The 17,187-nt window shown below is 40.6% G+C and carries 21 protein-coding genes; 15 read left to right on the forward strand and 6 right to left on the reverse strand.

Going from position 1 to position 17,187, the window contains the following annotated elements:
• The first annotated feature begins 112 nt into the window (after positions 1–112).
• The 9 genes from OFO10_RS02245 to OFO10_RS02285 all read left to right on the forward strand — a co-directional run bounded on the left by OFO10_RS02245 (position 113) and on the right by OFO10_RS02285 (position 8,737).
• Positions 113–1,774: a 30S ribosomal protein S1 gene (locus OFO10_RS02245; RefSeq protein WP_270858329.1), complete on the forward strand. Its 1,662-nt coding sequence runs from the start codon at positions 113–115 to the stop codon at positions 1,772–1,774.
• Between the two features lie 56 nt (positions 1,775–1,830).
• On the forward strand, positions 1,831–3,408 hold the full coding sequence (gene serA, locus OFO10_RS02250) for a phosphoglycerate dehydrogenase (protein WP_270865918.1): 1,578 nt from the start codon (positions 1,831–1,833) through the stop codon (positions 3,406–3,408).
• A 64-nt stretch (positions 3,409–3,472) separates the two neighbouring features.
• The gene (locus OFO10_RS02255) at positions 3,473–4,387 is read left to right on the forward strand and encodes a helix-turn-helix transcriptional regulator (RefSeq protein ID WP_270865919.1); all 915 of its coding nucleotides are present in this window, start codon (positions 3,473–3,475) and stop codon (positions 4,385–4,387) included.
• Between the two features lie 109 nt (positions 4,388–4,496).
• Positions 4,497–4,700, forward strand: coding sequence for a hypothetical protein (locus OFO10_RS02260; RefSeq protein WP_270865920.1), 204 nt, complete (start codon positions 4,497–4,499; stop codon positions 4,698–4,700).
• Positions 4,681–5,073 carry a hypothetical protein gene (locus OFO10_RS02265; RefSeq protein ID WP_270865921.1) on the forward strand — a complete coding sequence of 131 codons (393 nt, stop codon included), beginning with the start codon at positions 4,681–4,683 and terminating at the stop codon, positions 5,071–5,073. The genes OFO10_RS02260 and OFO10_RS02265 overlap by 20 nt, the downstream gene beginning before the upstream one ends.
• 119 nt (positions 5,074–5,192) lie before the next feature.
• Entirely contained in the window at positions 5,193–6,773 is a 1,581-nt protein-coding gene (locus OFO10_RS02270; protein ID WP_270865922.1) for a hypothetical protein, read from the forward strand.
• A gap of 15 nt (positions 6,774–6,788) precedes the next feature.
• Positions 6,789–7,424, forward strand: coding sequence for a hypothetical protein (locus OFO10_RS02275; RefSeq protein WP_270865923.1), 636 nt, complete (start codon positions 6,789–6,791; stop codon positions 7,422–7,424).
• A gap of 10 nt (positions 7,425–7,434) precedes the next feature.
• Positions 7,435–8,466: a hypothetical protein gene (locus OFO10_RS02280; RefSeq protein WP_270865924.1), complete on the forward strand. Its 1,032-nt coding sequence runs from the start codon at positions 7,435–7,437 to the stop codon at positions 8,464–8,466.
• Position 8,467: 1 nt separating this feature from the next.
• Positions 8,468–8,737: a YkgJ family cysteine cluster protein gene (locus OFO10_RS02285; RefSeq protein WP_270865925.1), complete on the forward strand. Its 270-nt coding sequence runs from the start codon at positions 8,468–8,470 to the stop codon at positions 8,735–8,737.
• A 54-nt stretch (positions 8,738–8,791) separates the two neighbouring features.
• Here the strand turns inward: OFO10_RS02285 and OFO10_RS02290 are convergent, their stop codons facing one another.
• Positions 8,792–9,376, reverse strand: coding sequence for a PAS domain-containing protein (locus OFO10_RS02290; protein WP_270865926.1), 585 nt, complete (start codon positions 9,374–9,376; stop codon positions 8,792–8,794).
• Positions 9,377–9,490: 114 nt separating this feature from the next.
• On the opposite strand from OFO10_RS02290, the gene OFO10_RS02295 reads away from it, so the two are divergent.
• Positions 9,491–9,931, forward strand: a complete 441-nt coding sequence (locus OFO10_RS02295; protein ID WP_270858311.1) for a hypothetical protein — start codon at positions 9,491–9,493, stop codon at positions 9,929–9,931.
• Positions 9,932–9,981: 50 nt separating this feature from the next.
• Here the strand turns inward: OFO10_RS02295 and OFO10_RS02300 are convergent, their stop codons facing one another.
• Positions 9,982–10,212: a YdcH family protein gene (locus tag OFO10_RS02300; protein WP_270858312.1), complete on the reverse strand. Its 231-nt coding sequence runs from the start codon at positions 10,210–10,212 to the stop codon at positions 9,982–9,984.
• Between the two features lie 171 nt (positions 10,213–10,383).
• Between OFO10_RS02300 and OFO10_RS02305 the strand changes: the two genes are divergently transcribed.
• Together OFO10_RS02305 and OFO10_RS02310 are read left to right on the forward strand one after the other, a co-directional pair.
• Positions 10,384–11,091: a DUF4198 domain-containing protein gene (locus tag OFO10_RS02305; protein ID WP_270865927.1), complete on the forward strand. Its 708-nt coding sequence runs from the start codon at positions 10,384–10,386 to the stop codon at positions 11,089–11,091.
• Entirely contained in the window at positions 11,088–11,519 is a 432-nt protein-coding gene (locus OFO10_RS02310; protein ID WP_270865928.1) for a hypothetical protein, read from the forward strand. The genes OFO10_RS02305 and OFO10_RS02310 overlap by 4 nt, the downstream gene beginning before the upstream one ends.
• A 70-nt stretch (positions 11,520–11,589) precedes the next feature.
• Here the strand turns inward: OFO10_RS02310 and OFO10_RS02315 are convergent, their stop codons facing one another.
• The 3 genes from OFO10_RS02315 to OFO10_RS02325 all read right to left on the reverse strand — a co-directional run bounded on the left by OFO10_RS02315 (position 11,590) and on the right by OFO10_RS02325 (position 14,119).
• On the reverse strand, positions 11,590–12,072 hold the full coding sequence (locus OFO10_RS02315; RefSeq protein WP_270865929.1) for a GNAT family N-acetyltransferase: 483 nt from the start codon (positions 12,070–12,072) through the stop codon (positions 11,590–11,592).
• A gap of 85 nt (positions 12,073–12,157) precedes the next feature.
• Positions 12,158–12,709, reverse strand: coding sequence for a c-type cytochrome (locus tag OFO10_RS02320; RefSeq protein WP_270865930.1), 552 nt, complete (start codon positions 12,707–12,709; stop codon positions 12,158–12,160).
• Between the two features lie 123 nt (positions 12,710–12,832).
• A complete protein-coding gene (locus tag OFO10_RS02325; RefSeq protein WP_270858317.1) occupies positions 12,833–14,119 on the reverse strand; it encodes a citrate synthase in 1,287 nt (428 codons plus the stop codon).
• A 141-nt stretch (positions 14,120–14,260) separates the two neighbouring features.
• Between OFO10_RS02325 and OFO10_RS02330 the strand changes: the two genes are divergently transcribed.
• From OFO10_RS02330 to OFO10_RS02340, 3 genes are read left to right on the forward strand one after another with little or no spacing between them, the layout of a single operon-like run.
• Positions 14,261–14,809 carry a hypothetical protein gene (locus OFO10_RS02330; RefSeq protein ID WP_270865931.1) on the forward strand — a complete coding sequence of 183 codons (549 nt, stop codon included), beginning with the start codon at positions 14,261–14,263 and terminating at the stop codon, positions 14,807–14,809.
• Positions 14,806–16,164: an SPL family radical SAM protein gene (locus OFO10_RS02335; RefSeq protein WP_270865932.1), complete on the forward strand. Its 1,359-nt coding sequence runs from the start codon at positions 14,806–14,808 to the stop codon at positions 16,162–16,164. The genes OFO10_RS02330 and OFO10_RS02335 overlap by 4 nt, the downstream gene beginning before the upstream one ends.
• Entirely contained in the window at positions 16,161–16,793 is a 633-nt protein-coding gene (locus tag OFO10_RS02340) for an SDR family oxidoreductase (RefSeq protein WP_270865933.1), read from the forward strand. The genes OFO10_RS02335 and OFO10_RS02340 overlap by 4 nt, the downstream gene beginning before the upstream one ends.
• Here OFO10_RS02340 and OFO10_RS02345 read toward each other — a convergent pair.
• Positions 16,790–17,170, reverse strand: coding sequence for a hypothetical protein (locus tag OFO10_RS02345; protein WP_270865057.1), 381 nt, complete (start codon positions 17,168–17,170; stop codon positions 16,790–16,792). The two genes, OFO10_RS02340 and OFO10_RS02345, sit on opposite strands and share 4 nt — an antisense overlap.
• Between the last annotated feature and the right edge of the window lie 17 nt (positions 17,171–17,187).

Raw genomic sequence — 17,187 nt, forward strand, 5'->3', positions numbered from 1 at the left:
AAATTTAACATATCAAAATTTAAAAAAATTTAGTTGATTAAAAGCAAAATTTAGGTAAGATTTAGTTTTTAGCATTTTTGTTAAAAATGTAAATAAATTTAAAGGAAGCTTTATGGCCGAGGTGAACGAGAAAGTTCAAAATCACGCAGATGAAGATTTTGCGAAATTGTTAGAAGAGTATGACAACCAAAAATCACACGATGAGGTAGTCACAGGTAAGGTTATCGCTGTTAAAGACAACGAGATTTTCGTAGATGTGGGTAGAAAGCTAGAAGGAGTTTTGGATGTATCCGAAGTGAGCGACGCCCAAGGAAACTTGTGTGTAAAAGTAGGTGATGACATTAAAGTCGCGATAATCGGAAGTAGAGGTGGTCGCCCGGTCGTATCATATAGAAAAGCTATAAAAAAAGAAAAAGTTAAAGCATTTATCGATTCTTACGATGAAAATGCAGAAAATGTATATGATGTCAAAATCGTCTCTTTTAACAAAGGCGGTTATGTTTGCGTTAGCGAAGATGATGTCGAGTTTTTTATGCCACGCTCTCAAAGTGCGCTTAAAAACCCAAATGGCGCTATCGGCAAGACTTTTAAAGTAAAAGTTCTAAAAGTAAATGAAGATGAGCTAAGTATCGTGGTTTCACGCAAAAAATTGCTTGATGAGGACCGCAAAGCTAGCAAAGAAATCATCGAAAAAATCGTAGCTACTGAGGGTGTCATCGAAGGCACAGTCAAAAAAATCACAACTTATGGTATGTTTGTCGATGTAGGTGGCGTAGATGGTCTAGTGCATTACAGCGAAATTTCATATAAAGGCCCTGTAAATCCTAGCTCACTTTACAAAGACGGCGACAAAGTCCCAGTTAAAGTCGTCAAATACGATAGCGACAAAAAACACCTATCTCTTTCAATCAAAGCTGCAATGCCTGATCCTTGGAACGAGATTAAAGACAGCCTAGAAGTCGGCGACACAATCCGCGTAAAAATCAGCAATATCGAGCCTTATGGCGCATTTGTTGATTTAGGCAACGATATCGAGGGATTTTTGCACATTAGCGAAATTTCATGGGATAAAAATATCAAAAATCCAAAAGACTTCATCAGCGAGGGCGAAGAAATCGATGTAGAAGTCGTAGAAATCAACCCAGATGAAAGAAGACTAAGAGTAAGCCTTAAAAACTTGCTTCCAAAACCATTTGATGAATTTTTGGCAAAATACAAAGTCGGCGATGTGGTAAAAGGTGCAATCACAACAATCACAAATTTCGGCGCATTTGTTAGAATCGACGGCGTAGAGGGTCTTTTGCATAATGAAGACGCTTCTTGGGATAGAAACGAAAAATGCAAAAATTTATTCAAAATCGGCGATGAACTAGAAGTCAAAATTATCAAAATCGACAACGACACACAAAAAATTTCACTAAATCGCAAAGAGCTAGGCGATAGCCCGATTAGCGATTATGCGAAATCTCACAAACAAGGCGATGTCGTAAAAGGTAAAATTCGCGATATCAAAGATTTCGGAATCTTCGTAGAGTTAGAAGGTGGCGTAGATGCGCTACTTCGCAAAGAGGATTTGGGCGATAAGAGCGCAGATGAGATCAAAATCGGCGATGAAATCGAAGCAGCGATCGCATTTATCGACGAAAAGAAAAATCGTATTCGCCTAAGTGTTCGCAGACTAGCTCACCAAAAAGAGCGCGAGCTTTTAAACGAAGTAAATAGCGATGACGAAAAAATGACTTTGGGAGATCTTATTAAAGATCAACTAAAATAACCCCGCTTGCAAGGCAGTTTTGCCTTGCAACTCCACATACAAAATAGGAGAAATTTATGAAAACTGTAATAGTTTGCGACGCAATCCACAATATAGGTTTTGAACTTCTCTCAAAAGAATCAGATATCCATGTAATCGACGCTACCGATGTCCCAAAAGATGAGCTTTACGGCATGCTTGGCGATGCAGATGTAGCAATCACTAGAAGCTCGACTGCGGTAGATGAGAAATTCTTAAATTCAGGAACTAATCTCAAAGCTATCGTGCGCGCAGGCGTGGGCGTGGATAACTGCGATATCGACGGCTGCTCTAAGCGTGGAATTATCCTTATGAATGTCCCTACTGCAAACACAATCGCCGCTGTGGAGATGACTATGTGCCACCTGCTAAATGCCGCCCGCAAATATGTAAATTCGTGCAATGATTTGAAAATCAATCGCATTTGGAAACGCGAAAAATGGTATGGCACTGAGCTATACAAAAAAAGCCTAGGCATTATCGGCTTCGGAAATATCGGCTCTCGCGTGGGTGTGCGCGCACTTGGCTTTGGTATGAGCGTCATAGCCTATGATCCATATATCGATCCAGAAAAGGCCACAAAACTAGGCGTGAAATACACTACGAATTTCGATGATATCCTAGCGTGCGATTTCATCACAATCCACACGCCAAAAAACCGCGAAACTATCAATATGATCGACGAGCCACAAATTGCGAAGATGAAAGACGGCGTGCGCCTCATAAACTGCGCGCGCGGTGGATTATATAACGAAGCAGCCCTAGTAAAAAACCTAAAATCAGGCAAAATCGCATATCTAGGCATAGATGTTTTCGACAAAGAACCAGCCACTTCGCATGACTTTTTAGATATCGAAAATTTAACCGCCACTCCGCACCTTGGCGCGAATACTTTGGAATCACAAAGAAATATCGCAGTCGAGGCCGCAGAGCAAGCTATCAGCGCAGCACGCGGTATCAGCTACCCAAATGCGCTAAATTTGCCTATCAAATCCGAGGATTTACCAGCCTCAATCGAAGCGTATGTGGATTTGATATCAAAAATGGCTTATCTAGCCGCCCAAATCAACAAAGGCCCGATAAAATCTATCAAAATCGAGGGTAGTGGTGAGATTTCACAATACCTAAATTCAATGCTAGTTTTCGCTATCGTGGGCGCACTACACGATAGTTTGGGCGATTCGCTAAATTATGTCAATGCCAAATTCCTAGCCGATGAGAAGGGTATCGAGACCGAATATAAAGAGTGCGTGGGTAGTATCTACAAAAATGAGATTAGTGTTACGATTATCACAGACAAGGATACTTCGAGCGTCGTGGGCACGGTTTTTGACGGCAAAGAGGGTCGCATAGTCAATGTCAATGGATTTAAAACTGACTTCAAGCCAAAAGGCAAGATGATAATCTTCAAAAACACCGATGTCCCAGGTGTCATCAAAAACATAAGCACGATTTTAGCCGACGAGAATATCAATATCGCTGACTTCCGCCTAGGCAGAGGCGAGGACGGTAATGCACTAGCCGTGATCTTAGTCGATTCTCAGGTGCAAAAATCAGTCCTCGAAAAGCTCGCCAAACTCGACACTTGCCTCATGGTGCGTTACGCATCGTTATAAATTTAGTCAAATTTAATGTGGGGGTTATAATAACGATTTTATTATAACCCCAAAAGAAAGCAATATGATAAAAAATTTAGAAATTTACGCAAAAAACTCAGGCAAAACCCGTGATAATATCGCTTATCGCATGGCGAAATTTTGCACCTTGGCACTTAGCGCGCAAAGCTTCACTCTTGGCGAGCTTAGCAAGGAGCTAGGCGTGGGCGCAGATACGCTCAAACGCGATATAAAGGCGCTACAAAATCACGGATTTGAGTTTGCAAAGAGTGGTGGCGAAATCCGCGCAAACTGCGTTGGGGGGGGGGTTCTAGATACCTGCTCGCTTAGTCTAGCGCGAAATTTAGGCGTTAGCGAGATTTTCCCTAGCTTTGGAAGCGAGGAAATCACAGACCTGCTAAACGGCGTTTATAAAATCGACGCCAAATTTGACAAATTTGCCCCAAATTCCACGCTCAAAAGGGATTTTGAGGAGATTTGCTACGCTATCAAAAATCACAATATTTTAAATTTCACTTACTCTGGCAAGGAGCGCACCGCAAAGCCTTATGCCTTTATTTTCCGCCTTGGGGTGTGGTATGTGCTATGCGATGAAATGGGCGTTTTAAAGACATTTACATTTGAGAAAATTTCAAATTTAGATGTTTTGGAGCAAACCTTTTCGTCAGAAATCAAAAAACTAGCCCAAATCAAAGAAAATAAAAACCATTGGTTTTCGCAAAGCCCCGTGAGTGCGAGACTGCGCGTGGATAATACTGCGCTTGCATACCTTGGGCGCAAAAAATTTTTCATTTCGCAAAATTTTATTGATAAAAACGACAAATTCGCCACGCTTGCCGTAACTGCGGCGTTTGAAGATGAAATTTTAAATTTCGCAAAACTCTATCTGCCGTATATCAAAATCATCGAACCAGCGAGTTTGCAAAGTAAATTTGAAAAAATTTTGCAAGATTATTTAAAAAATGGCGGAAATTTATGAGAGACGACAAACCTTGTCGCAAGAGTTTCGTAAAATACCATAAATTTTTTACGAAAGGATGAAAAATGAATAATGATGAAAAAAGCAAATAATTGAAGAGTTAAAAAATTTGCAAGATGAAAATTCTAATGCAAAATTAAAAGAAGTCATAAAAAGCTATATAAATTACCTTGAAGCAAGGCTTGATTTTAATAATAAAAAGCTAGCAAGTATAAAAGAAAAAGAGAGTGAAATTTTTAAAAAAATAGAAGAAGCAAACGAGATTATAAAACAAATGAAATCAAGGATAGACAATGGTGCGATTATTATTTAGATTGTTGTGTGGCGATGTTGGTGCTACTGCGGGCAAAGATGATAATAAATTTGAGACAAAAGAGCTTTTTTGTAATGAAATATTTTATGACGAGATTAAAAAATATAAAAAGAGCGTCTTGGATACTATAAAAAATGATTATGAAGTCGAAGTGAGATATTGCAATAAAGGAGGTGAAATATACGCTCTTGCTATGGGCGGTAAGCCAAATACCGCACCTGTTGCCGTGTTTTCAAATAATGAAATCAAGAAATACGAGATGATTTTTCACGGTATAGATACGAGCAAAATAGAGCAAGAAAACGAAAAAATTTTAAAATTAATTGATGAGTTAAAGGAAATCATCGATGCAGAAAGAACTGAAAATGTTTAGGTTTATTTTGGGTGTTGGTTGTGGTGTAGTGCTAGCGATGAAAGCTATAAAATCACAGCGATTGTTGCAAGTATTGCTGATGAAAGATATGAGAAAGTAAATTTTATAAAGAAGAAAAAATGAGTAACGAAAAAGAAAAAAAGAAAAAAGAAAAACTGGAAACGCTCGAAAGTGTCGCTCAATCAGGTGCAGCTACGGAAGTTGTTGGGCGTTATGGTTCGGCAATAAAAGAGCATTTTGTTGCATATTCTGGCACGGATAACGAAACTGGTGAACAGCTAAAAAAAGGATTAAAGGATATTAAAAATCATAAAATCAATCCAGAATTCAAAGACCAAAACCTTAAACAACAAGCAGGTTTTGCCGCCGAAAATAAATATGCGGCACGACAAAATGCCGAACACATTATAAAAGGAGACAAAACTCGTGTTCATAATACCGATATAAAGGGTAGCGGTAGTTATAACGAGTTATTTGACCACATTGTAAAAGATGAACACGGCAATATTATTAGTGCAGAGCAGATGAAATTCGTGGGTTCATCTCCAAAAGAAGCACTTGAAAAACTTGCTTCTAGTAAATACGAAAAATATTTGGACGCAAATGCAAAAATAACTGTGCCTAGCGATTTTTATGAAGAAATTTTGCAAGAAGCTGATAAATCAATAGCTGGATTTGAAAAACAACTTGAAAGAGCCAAGCAAGACCTTGAAAAAGCAAAACAAACTGGCAATACAGAATTAATAAGCAAAAAAGAACAATTAATCAAAGATAAAACACAACAAATTCAAAAATACGAAAAAATAAAGTCAAATTTAAAAGATAGTGAAGTAACAAATGCAGAAGCTATGGAAGCTCGTTTAAATCCTATCAAATCTACTGCTAAGGATATAGCCAAAATTTCGCATAGAGCAGGGGTAGAACAAGCTAAATTTGGAGCAATCATAGGCGGTGGCTTCTCGCTTATTCAAAATATAGTAGCCGTTAATAAAGGCGAAAAAAGCGCCAAAGAAGTGGCAATAAGTGTCGCAGGAAATGCAGGAAAGGGTGCAGTGGTCGCATACACTACGGCTTTTGTTGGTTCATCTATAAAAGGTGCGATGCAAAATGCTAGTAGTTCTACCGTGCGAGCACTTGCAAAAACAAATATCGCTGGCACTATCGTGGCTGTCACAAAAGAAGTTTCGGTTACTATGTATAAATACATAAATGGCGAAATCGACGGCTTGGAGTGTTTGGAGCAACTCGGCGAAAAAGGCACTGGTATGCTATCTAGTGCTATGTTTGCAACTCTTGGACAAATGGCTATTCCTATCCCAGTAGTCGGTGCTATGGCTGGTTCTATGCTGGGATATGCACTTAGCACGGCTTTTTATGGTGAATTAGTAAATTCGATGAAAGCGGCTAAATTTGCCAAGGCTGAACGAGAACGCATAGAAAAGGAGTGTGTCAAAGCCATAGAGATGATAAAGGCTTATCGCGCCGAGCTTCAAGTTAATATCAATGAGTATTTGAGCGACCATATAGCCGAATTTAGCGTAGCGTTAAAAAATATGGACGATATGTATAAGCTAGGCGATACTGACGGCTTTATAAAAAATGCTAATCGTATTACACAAAAATTAGGAGGTGAAGTGCAATTTAAAAATTTTGATGAATTTAATGACCTGATTAATTCAGGCGGAATTATTGAAATCTAAAATGAAAGGAAAAATATGGAAGATTTAGACGAAATAATCAAAGAAATGAATAATTCTTTGAAAAAATTATCGCATGCGGAGCAAAAATTAAATTCTCTATATGCTACATCTATGAGTGATAACAAAGTTCCAAAAATGGTTTTATTGCGATTAGCAATGGATATCGATGGTGTAAAAGATGAAGAAGTTAATCTTTTTTCAGAAATTGCCGAAGAATACGGTTTAAATTCTGATGAAATAGATGAGGTTGAGGAGATATTCGAAGAACTTCTATCATCAGATGATAAATATTATGAAGATATTTTTGAAAAGTATGCAAAAAAAAGCATAGATGCAGATTACAAAAAAAGCAATATGCAGTTTCTCTGGACGCTGATAAATATGGGCTTTATCGATAAAGATTATTCTGAATACGAGCAAGGTTTAGTCGATATTTATTGCGAAATTGCCAAAATCGATAAAGTTTTTGCTAGGGAGCTAGAAGATACAGCCGAGGCTATGAGTGCGATCGTAAAGCAAAAGGAATTTTTGAAAAATTCAAAAATGAGTTCCGATAAAATGAAAGTTTTTGAAAGCGAGTTAAACAAAAATCAAGCTGTGTTAGAAAATAGCATATCGGAGATAATTTCACTCTCATCTACATTAAAATAAAGGAAAAAATATGCCATTACCATTTATACCCATTTTATTAGGAGCAGCAGCATTAGGAAGTGCTGCTTATGGTGTTAAAAAAGGCTATGACGCTTATGAAGATAACGAAGATGCCAATAAAGTAAATGATATAGCAAACGAAACTATCGAAGATGCGAAAAAGCTTATCGAAGCTCATAGAAAAGCAAGTGGAAAAGCGCTTGAAAATTTGGGCGAGAAAAAACTTTTTATCTTAAATAACGAGATAAAAAATTTAGTCGATACGATTGAAAAAATCAAAGTTAAAGATAGTGTAGGACTTGAAGAGTTAAGCAAATTCAAGATAGATAAAGGCGAATTTGATGGTTTAAAAGAGATGAGTAGTTTTGCTTCATCTATACTAGGCGGAGTTGGTGCAGGTGCTATGGGTGGGGCCTTGACAGCTTTTGGCGCGTATGGAGCTACTGGTTTGTTAGCTAGTGCTAGCACGGGAACGGCGATTGGCGTTTTACATGGCGCAGCTGCTACAAACGCTACTTTGGCATTTTTAGGTGGCGGAAGCTTGGCGGCTGGTGGCTTAGGAGTAGCTGGTGGAACTGCTGTACTTGGTGGTTTGGTAGCTGGTCCAGCACTAGCGGTGATTGGATTTATAGCTAGTGAAAAAGCAAGTGCTCTAAAAGATGAAGCCTATGCAAATTTATCAAAAGCCGAAAAATATGCGCAGGAGCTAAAAACTGCGAGTGTGGCGTGCGACGGCATAAGAAGACGGGCGGATATGTTTTATAGGCTTCTTGTGAGACTAGGCGCGCTAGCTATGCCGATAAACGAGGAGTTGTTTGCCATAGCCCAAAAATACAAAGACCCAAGCACTGGCAAGGCAGACTCTGAGAAATTTGATACCAATGAGCGTAAAGTTCTCTTCCAGAGTAGCGCGGTATTAAGGGCTATGAAAGCCGTGCTTGATACTCCACTTTTAAACGAAAAAGGCGAATTAACGCCAGAATCCGAAAAAGTCGTGTCTGAAATGGCTAGCAAAACCAGCGAACTAGAAAATCAAAGATAAAATGGGCTTTGATTGCACGAAATGCGGGGAGTGTTGCAGGCATATCGCAAATATTCCCCAGCTTAGCGAATTTGACAGAGGCGATGGCGTTTGTAAATATCTGCGTGGCCACGAGTGCGATATTTACGACACTCGCCCCGAAATTTGCAATGTAGAAAAAATGTATGAGAAATATTTTTCGAATTTATATTCTCGCGATGAATTTTATAAATTAAACGAAGAAGCGTGTGAAATGCTACAAAATAAAAACTTTAAAAAATTACAAATTTAGCGTCTGGCAATTTAAATTTACAAAATTTCGCCAAACGCTAAATTCTACCTAAATTTATCTTCCAAAAATTTTGCCAAATTTGGCTTGGAGTTTGTCTAAAAATCCCTTTTTTGTAACAAGCCCGTCGATAAATTCGTCATAAGTCGTATTGTTGGCGTGCAAAAACCCCTCCAAATACTCATAGCTAGCCTTTATACCAGAGCTATTTTCGATCTCGACTAGTTTTTTGTAAATCGGCTCGATTTGCTGGATTATCTCGGCTGGTGCTGGCGTGCGGAATGCCGTATGCTCCGATATAGCCGTGTGTCCGACGACCTTTTTGGTATGCGGGTCGATGACTTGATCGAGTTTGGCTATGACCCAGTAATACCTGCCGTCTTTGGCTAGATTTTTCACCGCAGCCGTAAATGGTCTGCCCTTAGAAATGCTATCCCACATTAGCTTAAATGCGATTTTTGGCATATCTGGGTGTCTGACGATAGAGTGTGGTTTGCCGATGAGCTCGCCCTCGCTATATCCGCTAACCTCCAAAAAATAATCATTGACATAGGTAATGATACCGCGAGGATCCGTCTTTGAGATGATGATTTTGCTGAAGTCCAGCTCGATTTGTTCATCTATGGGAACAGGTCTTTCCATACTTACCTCCTATTTTTGTATATATTTTCCTTTTTGTTCTGGTATTTTAACATAAATTTTATAAATTTGTGTTATAATAGCGATTTATATTAATTCAACCAAAGGAAATTTCCAGTGAATAAAGCGGATACTATAAAAGCCGTTGAGAGATTTGTAAATTCGCAAGAAATGATGATGTTTCGCGTCAAAAAGGGGATTTATCAGGACTCAGCGCAAAATTTAGAGCAGGTATTTGCTCCGTTTAAGGATTTTTACTCGTTTTTGAAAAATCCTGCTAATAAATTGCAAGAGTTACTTGGAAATGTCGCGTATGATTCGATCGTGAGCTTTACAGAATCTAGCATTGAGCATTGTGATAAGATCTGGGGCACATATTTTGTCGAGACAAAGGGTTTGTTTAAATCAGGCATAAAATATGTCGAACCTGACTTCGTAGCGAAGGAAAAAGCCAAAGCTTACTACGACGATTTGGTCAAAAATAACGAAAAATTAATGGAATACATCGATATCGGATTACAACGCTTACACAGTTTGGAAGATAAATTATTTTTGTAATTTTATAATTTTGATATTAAATTTATGGTTGCGCGGAGTGCGCAACCTTTTTATTTGCCCTCTTTTTCAGCTTTAATCTTAGCCAAAAACATACCGATTTCATCTTTTACGCGAAGTTTCTCTCTTTTTAGTGAATCGACTTCTAAATCGCTCATATGCACTCTGCCCTCGACTGCGGCTGCGATTTGATGATCTAAATCATCGTGTTTTTCAAACAACGCATCAAAGCGTGCATTTTTGCCTTTAAGTTCAGTGATTAAATCTCTGTATTCGTGAAACATAACATATCCTTTTCTTTGAAATAGCCTACTAGTCTAGCATAAAAGGGCTTAAAATTCGTATATATTGCAACGAAAGAAAAAATTTATATTAGTAACACCAAAATTCAATTAATATTAAAATTTAGTCGCTATAATACTAATCCATTTTCAATAATATTCAAGGAGAATTTTATGTTTAAAAAAGCACTTTTATTCGTTGCATTTTGCATGTGTGCAAATGCCCACCAAATCGTTATCCAAAACATCGACACGAACAAATACGAGGTCAAATTTTGGGCTCATGGCGAGTTTGAAAAATATGCCAGCGAGCAGTTAATCGCAGCTAACGGTTACGATGAAAATTTAAAACCTATCAAAACAGGAATTGATTATAAATTTGACGATGCAAACGCCATGCCTGTCGTGCTAACAGCAAGCAAACCAGCTGTGATGAGCGGAATTTACGACGCTGGGTATTGGATAGAAACCGATGAGGGCGGAAGCTTCGTCAAAGGCGGATTAAAGAGCGTTAAAGGCGCAGTTTTTGCAAATTCAAGAAGCCTAAAAATCGGCAAAACTTACTTTTCGTGGAACGAAGCAATGCTAAGCCCAATAGGACTTGATTTCGAAATCATCGCTCTTACAAATCCATTTTCACTAAAAGATGGCGACAAACTCCCTGTTTTGGTGCTCAAAAATGGCAAACCATCGCCAAAAACCAAATTTGAAGTCGGCGTGCATGAGGATTGGGAATTTAGCACAAACGAGTTTGGTATCGCGCTAATCCCAGTCGAAAAAGGGCTAAATGTCATCGCCGCTAAAAGCGTTAGGAGCGAGTATTCAGACCCTAATGCTAATAAACTCTTAATCCAAACTTCAATCACATTTGAGCTTAAATGAGAGTTTTAATCAGCGTTTTGTTTTGCGTTATTTTGGCGTTTGCGCACGGTATTAGCTACAATATCACGCGCGGCGAGGCTGTGATAATCAATGCAAATTTTGCTACTTCTATCCCAGCCAAACACGCCAAAGTTCGCATTTATCAGGGCGAAAGTGCGCTTGCTATGCAAATCGCGCAGACGGACGAAAACGGCAAACTAGCCTTTTTGCCACCCGCTCCCGGGAAATACCGCGTCGAAATAAGCGCGCAGAGTGATCACGGCGAGCACAGAAGCGAATTTAGCGTGGATATTGATGAGAATTTCGGCGTTAGCAAATACGATGAGCTTGCTTTCGCTAAATATCAAGGTTTGCTTAGCGTGATTGGCATTATTTTTGGACTTTTTGGCATTATTGCGCTAATAAAAAGCAAAAAACGCGCGATTTAGCGCAAATTTAGGGTTAAATTTAGATAAATTTTATGTTCTCTTTCAAATTTCTGCTTAAATTTAGCCCTTTTTAAATTTCCCAGCGCATTTGATACCAGCTTTTATCGCCGAATTTTGACTTGCAAATTCCCTCATTTACAAAGCCAAATTTTTCGTAAAATTTCACCAAACGCTCTTCGCAGGTTAGCACGATTCCGCTTTTTGTGCGCGCTATGGCGTGTGTTTGCAGGGTGCCTATCAGCGCAGAGCCGATCTCACGACCCCTAAATTCTGGCACCACGCCAAGGCTTAGCCCCATTAGCCACGCGCCGTCTTTGTCGTAAAATTTAGTGCCAAAAAACATATCATCATCGAAATTTCGCTCGTTTGTGCATAGCGACACAATCTCGCCTATGATTTGATTATTTTCGCAGGCTACGAAAATATCATCAGCGAATTTCGCTAAAAACTCGCCAAAAGCCTCTTTGCTGACCCTTTGATTTGGTGGAAATGAAATGTCCTCTATGGCTTTGATAGCGTCTAAATCTGCGGTTTTCGCGCTTCGTATTTGCATAAATACTCCGAATTTTAAATTTTGAAGAAATTTAGGATTGCTAAATTTAGCCAAAGGCCAAATTTAGCAAAATTTTTGAGTTAAATTAGTTTTTAAACGATTCGATATATGCGTTTAAAACGCCGATTTGATCGTCGCTTATGCGAAGTTGGCCTCTCATCACTGCGCCCATACCATAGTATCCCTTGCCCTCGTTTGCGGTGCCGTCTTTTAGGGCGTGGAGCTTCTCTAATCTCTCTTCGCTAGATAAATTTACGATAGGTGGGACTTTTGTGTAGGCTTTCTCGCCTTTTGCGCCGTGGCAAGCTACGCAGGTTTTATACAGCAATGCGCCTTGTTCTGCCACTTCTGGGCTTACGCTAGGCGCAGGAGCGGCTGCGGTTGCGTTCGTATCAGCTGTGGTTTCAGCCGCATCAGTAGCATTTGCCTCTGCACTTGGTTGGGCAGCAGTCGCGTTTGCCTCGGCTGCGACCTCGCTATTAGCGTTTGTTTCGCTTGCATTAGCAGGAGTCATATATGCGCCTAAATCCAAATTCGCCGCGTCTGGCATGGTTTCTACCGTGAGCTCTGGTGCCCCGTAAGACAAAGAGCCCAAACAAAATACCGCGCAAGATATTAAAAACAATTTTCTTTTCATTTTTACCCCTTTCATAAAAACACAAGATTATAGCGTAAAATTTTAATAAATTTTAAATTATTTCAAAAATTTTGGGTTAAATTTTGCATTTAAATTTAACCCAAATTTTGCCCTAAATTTGGGCTATTCGTTTATGCGCTCTGGGCCAATGTAGAGTTGGCGAGGGCGGACGATTTTGATACTCTCTTGCTCTTTGAGCTCTATCCATTGCGCCATCCAGCCAGGACTTCGTCCCATTACGAAGATTACGGCAAACATTTCTGTCGGAATTCCGAGCGCTTTTAGGATTAGACCTGAGTTGAAATCGACATTTGGATAGAGGTTGCGAGATACGAAATATTCGTCATTTAGCACGATTTCTTCTAATCTATTTGCCACACGGATTAAATTCGTATCGATTCCGATCTCTTCGATGAGCTGATTTCGCAGACCTTTTAGCACCTTGGCACGCGGATCGTAGTTTTTATAGACGCGGTGTCCAAAGCCCATTAGGCGGAACGGATCGGATTTGTCCTTGGCTTTGGCGATGTATTTATCGACATTTTCTGGTGTGCCTATCATTTCTAGCTGGCGAATTACGCTTTCGTTCGCCCCGCCGTGCGCGTGTCCCCATAGCGCGCCGATACCTGCGCTTATGCACGCATAAGGGTGAGCATGAGTAGAACCCACCGTGCGCACCGTCGTCGTTGAGGCGTTTTGCTCGTGGTCAGCATGGAGCATAAGCACGCTATCTAGGGCTTTGACTTCGATTGGTTTGAGATCGACATGCGAGTGTGGGAAGCTTCGCATCATATACAAGAAATTTTCCGTAAATCCGCGCGCCAAATCAGGATAAATGATAGGATAGCCTTTGGAGTGGCGATAATAAAACGCCGCAAGGGTAGGCATTTTGGCTACTAATCGTTTTGCCATTTCCATGTATTCGCTAGGATCGTCAAAGCTCATATCCTTAGAGTAATACGCGCTAAGCGTAGCGATACATGCCTGCAAAACCGCCATAGGGTGGGCGCGATCTGGAAATGCGTCGAAAAGTTTTAGGATTTTTTCGTTGATAAAAGATCTGGTTTTTAGCTCGTATAAAAACGCGTTGTATTCGTCCTTGCTAGGCAGTTTTTTATTTAGCAGTAGATACACGACATCGAGGTAGCGTTTGTTTTGCGCTAGCCACGCGATATCGTATCCGCGGTGCATGAGCTCGCCCTTTTCGCCGTCAATGTATGTAATCGAGCTTTTGCACATGGCTGTGGAGGTATATCCCCTATCTAGGGTAAACATTCCAGTGTCTTTGTAAAAATTCGAAATGTCAATTACGCTAGGACCCATTGTGCCATCAAGGATTGGGAAGTCGTATGTCGCGCCATTGCGGTTGTCGCGCAAGGTAACGGAGTTGGAAAATTGAGTTTCGCTCATCATCGCCCCTTTTAAAAAATCTAATCCGTGGATTATAGCTAAAATTTATGTAGTTTTAATAAACAAAATGCACGCAAAATTTCATCAAATTTAGCTTTTTTCTAGCCTTGGCTTGCTAAAATGCGAGATTTAGGAGAGTTTATGAGAGTATTCGTGTGCGCTACGAAGTCCGAGGCGCAGGGTCTGGTGGAGAGATTTAGACTAAAAAAAAGTAGCGTTAAATTCGGCGAGAGTGGCGCAAGTTTTGGCGAAAAAAGCGTCAATGTGTGGCTAGGTGAGGGAATTTTGCTTTTTATCTGCGGTGTGGGCTTTGGTAAAAACGGCGAAAACGCACAAATTTTTGGTGAAATTTTGGCAAAATTTAGCCCCAAAACAGCCATAAATTTTGGAATTTGTGGCTGCAATAGCGATGAAATCGGTGTCGGCGAGGGGTTTTTGTGGGACGAAAACAGTGCGCCAAAAGGGGCGAGCTTAATCTGCGTTAGCGCCCCGCAAACTACGAAAATTTCGGCGCCCACGATAAGTTTATACGATATGGAGAGCGCGAAATTCAAAGAAATTTGCGCTAAATTTGGCGTGAAATTTAAAATCTACAAGGTCGTAAGCGACCATTTAATCGACGCTAAAATCGACAAAGCTAACACTTGTGCGCTACTTAGGGCGCATGCGGAAAAAATAGGAGAGTTATGAGTGAAATAAATGACGAGTTCAAACTCGCACTAAACGCCGAAAATAGCGAGCTTTTGCGCGAATTTTTTCTATCAGGGCATTTTAGCTTCCAAGAGCGCAAACAAATCGCCGAAATTTGCGCTGATTTGCAGGCTTGGGGCGAAAATGTGGGGGAAATTTTAAAAATAGCGAAATTTGGCGAAAATCGTGGCGTAAATTTTGCTTCGAATTTCAGCGGAAATTCTAACGCAAATTTCGCCGAAAATTCTAACGCAAATTTTAGCGGGAATTCTAGCGTAAATTCAGAGCCAAATTTACAATCCAAACCCGCCTCAAACCACGCTTGCAAGCAGGTTTTCGCGCGCATAAAATCCGCGTATGAGCTAATCAAATCGCGCCCGCCTGCGTATGAAAATTTCACTTCGCACTACACGCCCAAACGCTACGAAATATCGCGTTTTGCGGGCGAAAAGCTAGCCCTTGGTCGCTGTCCTGTCGCTAGCGAGGGGACGCGCTGCTGCAATCTACTCACGCTCGATGCGGTCAATTCGTGTGGTTTTGACTGCTCGTATTGCGCGATTGGCTCGTTTTACAAAAACGGCGTCGTGGGGTTTGATGAAAATTTTGGTGCAAATCTAGCGAAATTGCACCTTGATAGCGATAAAATTTATCATATCGGCACAGGTCAGAGCTCGGATTCGCTCATGTGGGGCGATAATTTCGGTATTTTAAGCGCGCTAAATTCCTTCGCCAGAGCGCATGAAAATGTGATTTTGGAGCTTAAAAGCAAGTCGAATAACATTTCCTTTTTTTTGCAAAACGACATTTCGCGCAACATCATCGTGACATTTTCGCTAAATCCGCAAATCATTATCGAAAATGAAGAACATCTCAGCGCTAGCCTAGATGAGCGCTTAAATGCTGCCAAAAAACTGGCGCAAAAGGGCATTTTGGTGGGATTTCACTTTCACCCGATGATTTATTTTCAAGGTTGGCGTGATGAATACAGCGCGATTTTTGCGCGATTGGTGCGCGAATTTGACCCTAGTAGTGTGGCGCTAGTATCCTTTGGCACGCTGACATTTATAAAACCAGTTATCAAAAAACTGCGCGCCAGAGGGCTAAAAAGCAAAATTTTGCAAATGCCATTTTCGCAGGCAAACGGCAAAATTTCATATCCCAAAGAGATAAAAAAAGAAATGTTTAAATTCGCTTATGAAAGCCTAAAAGAGTGGCATGAAAAGGTGTTTTTTTATCTTTGCATGGAGGACGAGGCGCTCTGGGGCGAGGTTTTTGGGCGCGAGTTTGCCAGCAACGACGAATTCGAGCGCGCGATGAAAGAGGCGTATATGCGCAAAATAAAGGAAAATCTATGAAAAAAGCGTTGATTACGGGCGCAGGTGGCGGGATCGGCAGTGCGATAGCGCGGAAATTTAGCCAAAACGGCTTTGAAATTGTAACCTTAAATTCGAGATTTGAGGATACTGCCTTGCTTAAAAAAGAGCTAGCAAATTTGAGCAAAGAGAGCTTCGATGCTGTGATTTTATGCGCTGGCGTGGGGAATTTCGACCCTTTCGAGGCAGTGAGTGGGGACGAGATTTCGCGCGTGATAAGCGTGAATTTAAGCGCAAATTTGATAATCCTAAATGCGCTAATCAATTCGCTTAGACGCTCGCACGCCCATATCATCGGCATTGCTTCGATCGAGGCGCACAGACACTCGCGATTTAGCGCGCTGTATTCGGCTTCTAAGGCGGGACTGCGAGCGTTTTTGCTATGTTTGTTTGAAGAGTATCGCAAGGATTTGCGCGTAACTTGCATAAGCCCCGATATGACGCAAACGCCATTTTTTGCGGATTTGCGCTTCGAGCCTGGCAGTGATGAGCGCGCCTATATCGACCCAGACGAGATTGCGAATTTCGCCTACGAGGCGTATAAAACCAAATCAAATTTGAGCGAAATCATAATTCGCCCGCGTATCGTAGGGATAAAAAAGAAAAATTAATCCGTTAAAAATTCGAGAAATTTTGCCTCATCGAAGTTTTCAAAATGGCTGAAATTTTCAAATTTTGCTATCTTGGCAAGCGAGTGCGCACTCCCAAAAAATGCGAGTTTTTTCGCCATTGCGCCGGAGCGAAGCCAGGCGGTAAAGATTGAGTTATACACCAAATCCTCGCACTCTCCGTCGCAGACGATCACGGCGTCGTTTCCATAGAGGCTATCGTCGCTGACATCAGCCCTCACGCAGGCTTTTTGCGCACTTTGCACGACTTCTTTGAGCGCATAGATTCGCACTTTGTGCTGGCAAGCACTTAGGGCGTTCAAAATTTGGGCTAGGTTTAAAAGTGAGAAATTATCATAGATTACAACGGCGATTTTCACAGATTTCCTTTAAATTT

Source organism: Campylobacter sp. VBCF_06 NA8 (assembly GCF_027737825.1).
Lineage (GTDB): Bacteria > Campylobacterota > Campylobacteria > Campylobacterales > Campylobacteraceae > Campylobacter_B.